3 protein-coding genes are annotated in these 4,364 nt (G+C 65.3%); 2 read left to right on the top strand and 1 reads right to left on the bottom strand.

Going from position 1 to position 4,364, the window contains the following annotated elements; all coding sequences use genetic code 11:
* Positions 1-415: LysE family translocator (locus tag ACYVF3_RS26740; RefSeq protein WP_461157019.1), on the top strand; the 415-nt coding region annotated here is incomplete at its 5' end.
* A gap of 116 nt (positions 416-531) precedes the next feature.
* On the opposite strand, the gene ACYVF3_RS26735 is transcribed toward ACYVF3_RS26740, so the two are convergent.
* Complete coding sequence (locus ACYVF3_RS26735) at positions 532-4,044, bottom strand: RHS repeat-associated core domain-containing protein (protein ID WP_461157018.1); 3,513 nt, start codon at positions 4,042-4,044, stop codon at positions 532-534.
* A gap of 13 nt (positions 4,045-4,057) precedes the next feature.
* Between ACYVF3_RS26735 and ACYVF3_RS26730 the strand changes: the two genes are divergently transcribed.
* Positions 4,058-4,364: hypothetical protein (locus ACYVF3_RS26730; protein WP_461157017.1), on the top strand; the 307-nt coding region annotated here is incomplete at its 3' end.

Here is a 4,364-nt window from a genome sequence, read left to right as displayed (position 1 = left end):
GGCCTACACCGCGGTGCGCGTCCTCGGCGCCGCCTACCTGATCTGGCTCGGCGCCTCGGCGCTGTGGAAGACGTTGCCCCGCAACAGGAAAGCTGAGACGCCAACCAAAGACGCACCAGCCGGGCGTTCCGCGTTCCGAGCCGGGTTGATGACGAATCTACTCAACCCGAAGGTCGGCGTCTTCTACATGAGCCTGCTGCCGCAGTTCCTGCCCACCGGCCCGGACGCGTCGGCCTGGGGCGCCCTGCTCGTCGCCATCCACCTCGCGGCAGGCCTCGTCTGGCTCCCCGCCCTGGTCTGGACGGCAGGACGAGCCAGGGCCTTCTTCCAGCGGGAACGCGTCCGCCGCTGGATGGACCGCCTCACCGCCACCGTCCTGCTCGGCCTCGGCGCGAAGCTGGCGGCCGAGGTCTGAGGGGTTCGGGCTGCGCCAAGCCTGCCGTCGAGAAGCGCGCTGCTCCCTTCAGCGACGGTTCCCCGAAGTCCTCCGACGAGGAGGTGCACACGGGAAAGTGGGACGAGAAGCCGACTCTACCTACTCGGGTAGACGGTGATGCCGTCCCTCACCAAGTTGACGTTCATCCCATGGGTGATCGCACTCTTGACCGCTTCCGGTCCCGTCCCGTGCTTCGTCAGAAGGTCCTGGTACTCGCTTCTGAATTCCGATACCGCAACATACGCACGGACGTCATCTTGGGACCAGTTCTTCGGGAACATGGTGCTCTGATCCTTCTGATTCGGAACCCCGTCACGCCTGTAGGGCCCGAGTTCGTGCACCTTGTTCTCTCGCCCGACCACGTTCCCCTGCGGATGAATTTCCTGAGGAAGCCCTGGACGGCCGTTCAACCGTTGTTGTGGTGAATAGGCGTGCAGACCGGTCGGCGTCCTGCCATCGGTGGTGCTCTCGCCGTTGAAGATGTGGTGATCCGTTCTTCGGTGCTTCTCCCTGAAACGCGCGGCGATCTCCGGAATCGCGTTGCGCGCCCTGGCATGGTCGCCCTGCGTCCTCCGCTTCTGCTCCTCCGTGCACTTCGTCGGGGCCAGGCCGAGCGGGTCGAGCAAGGTGGTCGGATTGGAGACGTAGGCGTGGTGGTTGAGCCCACCGGAAAGCCCGATCGGATCGGGACTTGCGAAACGCCCGATCACGGGGTCGTAATAGCGGAAGAAGTTGTAGTGGAGCCCGGTCTCTGGATCGAAGTACTGACCGGGAAACCGCAGCGGCATGCCCACCGAGTTGCGAGCATCGTCGTCAGCGCGTCCCCACAGACTGGCGCGGCTGAACCATGCGATCGCCCCGTCATCGTCGACCAGTTCGGCGGGGGCGCCGACGAGATCGGTCACGATCGCGTAGAACTGCCCATCAACCCACTCCCGGGATGCCTGCGAAATCCGTTCGCTCTGAATCAGCGGCCGGTAACTGCCGGGCTCGTAATCCCAGACGGTGACGCGGGTTCCGCGGGTATCGAATTGAGCTTGCTCGACGAGAACGTCATCATCCCAGGTGAAGTCCATCCGCGCCATGACGTTTCCAAGCGCGGCGAGGTGTTCCTTGGAGATCCGTCGCCCGAGTGCGTCGTAGCGGTACCGCCACTGCGTCCCATCGGGCATTCCGACTGCGACGAGTCGGTCATCAGCATCCCAGGAGTAGCGCCACGTCTCGACGCCCTGCGTCAGTCGTTTGCGCTGGCGCACGACCATGCGCCCCTGGGCGTCGTGCTCGTATCGAATAGCACCCGCGCTGCGGATCAGCGTGCCGGTGTAGGCGCGCTCCCCGAGCGCGTCCTGGTCGGTAGCCGTTGGCCACGCGGCGCTACTGATATTGCCCGCGGGATCGTACGCGTACCGCTCCGCCCATCCTGCCGCTTGCACACCCGTCACCCGGCCCCTTCCATCAAGGGCGAACCGGCGCGAACCGGCGACCATGTCGTCGACCTCGATGAGCCGGCCATCTGCCCGGTAGCGGAAAGACCGTTGCTGGCTGCGCTGGCCGGAGGCGTTCGTCACTGCCTGAGATCGGAGGAGACCGGACGCAGTCCACTCCTGGTTGATGATCGCTCCCGATCCCAGTCGGCGACCGATCTCCCGCCCCAGCTTGTCGTACTCGAAGGCCAACGTTCGCCCGGCGACGTGCAGACCTGTCGGTTGCCCGTTCGCGTCGTACTCCCACACGCTCTCCACGCCCGAGGGCGTGCTTCGACGAACCCGGCGGCCCAGCGCGTCATAGGAGCTGCGAACCACGCGGCCGTTGACGCTCTCGCTGGTGACCCGTCCGAGGTCGTCATAGGTGTAGGTGAGGCGGCTGTCCTCGTTCACCGCCTCCAGCAGCAATCCGCCCGCGTTGAAGGTGAAGCTCGTCATCGCGGTACCACAGCGGCGCTGCACAACGTTGCCCAGCGGGTCGTAGCCGAACTCGGTCGTCTCCCCCATGGCGTTGACCCTCTCGACGAGCTGGCCCGCCGCGTCGTAGCGGTACGAGACCGTCGCGCCGTTGAAATCTGTTTCCCTGACGAGATTCCCGGCGGAGTCGTAGTCGTAGCGCCAGACCAGCCCCTGTTCGTTCGTGACACCGACCAGGCGCATCTCCGTGTCGTAGGTGAACTCCAGCCTCGTCCCGTCCGGCCTGATCTCAGCCTTGATCAGGTCGAAGTGCGTGTATTCCCTGTGAACCGTCGCTTGCTGGTCGGAATGCGCGCGTTCGTTCCCCTCACCATCGAAGGCCCACCGCTGGACGTTGCCGTCCGGGTCCTGGCTCCACGCGACTTGACCGGACACCGTGTAGCCCAGGCGCTGAACCGCACCAGCGGGGTCGACGATCGCGACTACCCGGCCGAACTGATCACGCTCGTACCGGGTGACCGCGCCCATGGCGTCGGTGACGCTCGCGACCAAACCGTCGATTCCGCTCTCGACCCGAGTGATGCCACCATGCGCATCGGTTATCGAGACCAGGTTGCCGCGCTCGTCGTAGGCGAACATCGTGGCTGCCTCTGCGGCGTCGGCCTCCTTGACCAGGTTGCCCCGTTCGTCGTACTCGCGGCGGGTGACGGCTCCATCGGCTTCTCGGAGAACGGTCGGCAGACCGAGCGCGTTGTACTCGCGGCGCAGCGTGCTGCCGTCAGGCCGGGTGATGGCGGTGACGTTGCCAGCGCTGTCGTAGTCGTAGCGCACCGTCCGCCCAATTTGATCGGTCCGGCGCAGCAACCGGTCGTGGACGTCCCATTCCGACTCGGTGACGTTGCCCAGCGGGTCCACTTCCCTGACGACCTGACCGGCCTCGTTCATGTGGAACGCGGTTCGGTGACCGAGGGAATTCGTGTGGTAGGTGATCCGAGTTGCGGTGTCGTACTCCATCGTTCCGCTGAGGAACCCGCCGGACCCTTCGGTGCGCACGCAGCGCCCGGTCGCATCGTAGGTGTACCGGTACCACTCACCGTTGCGGTCGGTCCAGCTCACGATGCGCCCATCGGCGTCGTACTCGAACCGCATCGGCTGACCGGAGGCGTTGATCACCTGTGTGAGGCGCCCGTCGGTGTAGCCGTAACGCATCAGTTCGACTTCGGATCCGTCTGCTCCTACCGAACGCAACGCCGTGATCCGGTCGTCGGACGACTCCACGCGGACGAGGTAGCCACCGGTGTGCCGGATCTCCGTCGGCACACCGGAGTCGTCGCGGCTGAACTCGATGCGGTTGCCGTTGTGGTCGAAAATCGCCGCCAGCGGGCGAACTCCGGCACCCGGCGCGAAGTAGAGAACGCAGGATCGCTGGGCGTCTTCGAGCAAGTAGCCGCCGTCGTCCGCTCTCCCGAGCGAACGACTTGGACCATCCTCGCTGTGGACCCAACTCCCGGCAACGGGGTGTGGAAAGTGCTGGAGCGTGCCGTCAGCGGACACGTAGCTGGCTCCAGAACCATCGACTTCCAGCCGCTCGTCCAGTGTGGACACCCATTCGCGACCGAACCAACGCCCGAGCCTGTAACCGGAGAAGTGCGTGCGAGAGATCTCCAGCGGCAGTGCGGCTTCGAGCCGAGCGTCGGTGTCAGCCATCACCATCTGCCCGGTGGAGACGTCGATCGGGTCCCCGCAGGTGTTCGTCCTATCCAACGAGCGCGGGTTCGACTTCTCGTTTCGCGCGTTGGAAGGTGTCGTCGAAGCAGACGAGTCGATCGACCTCGAATTGCCTCCAGCGCCAGAACCGGATTCGTTGGTGTCGAGCGACCGGTCGGCCGACTGGGAGTGGGTGTTGCTCGGCGGCGAGCCGTCGCCTCTGGGTGAGTTGTCGGCGTTCGCCGCGTTCGTCGAGGCCGGGCCGTCGTTCTTGCCGTCGTTCTTCTTGATCTTGTCCAGCTGCTTCGTGGCGTCACCGA

The organism is Saccharopolyspora tripterygii, from assembly GCF_054778355.1.
The sequence above is the reverse complement of the archived record's forward strand: the minus strand, read 5'-3'. Positions and strand labels throughout refer to the sequence as shown.